General features: G+C 50.4%; 3 protein-coding genes. All 3 read left to right on the top strand.

From position 1 onward, the window contains the following. On the top strand, positions 1-519 hold a 519-nt coding region (locus NFR19_RS08825; protein ID WP_251213421.1), incomplete at its 5' end, for a DUF6273 domain-containing protein. 383 nt (positions 520-902) lie between these two features. Next, entirely contained in the window at positions 903-1,190 is a 288-nt protein-coding gene (locus NFR19_RS08820) for a type II toxin-antitoxin system RelB/DinJ family antitoxin (RefSeq protein WP_251213420.1), read from the top strand. After that, positions 1,187-1,468: a type II toxin-antitoxin system YafQ family toxin gene (locus NFR19_RS08815; protein ID WP_251213419.1), complete on the top strand. Its 282-nt coding sequence runs from the start codon at positions 1,187-1,189 to the stop codon at positions 1,466-1,468. Before NFR19_RS08820 ends, NFR19_RS08815 begins: the two co-directional genes overlap by 4 nt. The last annotated feature ends 55 nt before the right edge of the window (positions 1,469-1,523 follow it).

Genomic DNA, 1,523 nt, shown 5'->3' with positions numbered 1-1,523 from the left:
ATCACGATCGGTAACCATCCGTATTATTTTGTTTCATACTCCGATGACAACAATCCTGTCCTCATTACCAAAGAATACATTGAGATTCCTGACGCAGATAGCAACTGTTGGCGTGATAATAACGTCCGGGCGTTTTTGAACGGGGAGTATCTAAAAAGTCTTTCTCCCGCACTTCAAAATAGGATTGTTGAAACAAGCGTGCAAACTAAAACACCGGAATCTTCTAGAGACAATCCTGAGTTTTACACTACCATGGATAGGATCTTTTTACCCGTGCCAGGGAATTTTCTTGAGGAAAGCGAATCGTGGACAATTTATAGTGAAGAAATAGTGTTTGGCGGCGAAAAAATCCCATCTGATTTAGTTACTGGTCAGCAAACACTTTTACGCACCCCAAGTGTTTATTCCAGTACCGATTTTGCAGGGTCAAACGAAAATGATCTAGCAGCCTTCTGGGGAGATTATAGCCCATGTACCACTTGGGCCCTTCCCATTATGATCGTTGATGTGCAGTCATAGTTATAGGTAGCGCTTTGAGAGGTGGAGCAGCGAAGCGAGGGCTGCGCAGCTTCTGAGCGGAGCTGCTCCAATCGCCTTCCCAACACGAGGTCAAGCAACAACAAGCACGACTGTAACGAGCAACACACAAGCTGAACTATTCAGCACGGCCAGAACTAACCAACCAAGCACCTTGACAACCGAAGAGAAGACAGAGCGATTCGCGCATTTGAGAGATGAAAAAACCGACTCATGGCGCAATGCAGTTCGCCATCCCATGTATTTTGCAAACCATTTTTTGGGCGAAAACGTGTATCTTTCAAACCTTGATGTAGTGCTTTAGCAACTAAAAACATATAATGGCAGCTAAAAGAAGCTATGAGCATCTATCAAGGGAGACAGCCATGAGCGCCTCTGCAACCGCCCCTTTATCCACCAAGGTCACCCCGGACGAGAAGGGCACGTTCGTCCAGCTATGCGAAGAGATCGGCACATCACCAAGCAATGCGCTGCGTATGTTCGTGTCGGCGTTCAATCGGCGCGGCGGCTTCCCCTTCGATCCCGCGAACCCCAACGGATTCAACGCGGACACGCTCAAGGCGATGGAGGATGCTGCGACTGGTAAGGTGGCGGGTCCCTTCAAGACCAACCGCGAAATGTGGGACTCCATCTTCGCCGATGGTGACGAATGATGCTCGATCTTGCGTATACGTCGAGGTTCAAAAAGGACGTTAAGGCAAAGCGGAAACAAGGGGCTGACCTGAGCAAGCTGGACGCGGCGATCAGCAGTTTGCGCAGCGGTGAGGCGCTGCCAGAGAGCATGCGCGATCATGTGCTTTCGGGCGTGTATCGCGGCCATCGCGAGTGCCATATCGAGCCGGATTGGCTGCTTATCTATCGCATTGACAGGAATGCTCTTGTGCTGACGGCGGTTCGGACCGGGTCGCACAGCGATCTGTTCAACATGTAGCACCGGCTATTGCAAGTGATGTTGCGGTGCGGTGTCACTTTGATCGTGCCCGTGG

It is taken from the genome of Adlercreutzia murintestinalis (assembly GCF_943192905.1).
Taxonomy (GTDB): domain Bacteria; phylum Actinomycetota; class Coriobacteriia; order Coriobacteriales; family Eggerthellaceae; genus Adlercreutzia_A; species Adlercreutzia_A murintestinalis.
This window is presented reverse-complemented; position numbering and strand designations above follow the sequence as displayed.

Coding starts and splice junctions, on each gene's coding strand:
- NFR19_RS08820 (WP_251213420.1), top strand. CDS start 903: ATGAGCGCCTCTGCAACCGCCCCTTTATCCACCAAGGTCACCCCGGAC.
- NFR19_RS08815 (WP_251213419.1), top strand. CDS start 1,187: ATGATGCTCGATCTTGCGTATACGTCGAGGTTCAAAAAGGACGTTAAG.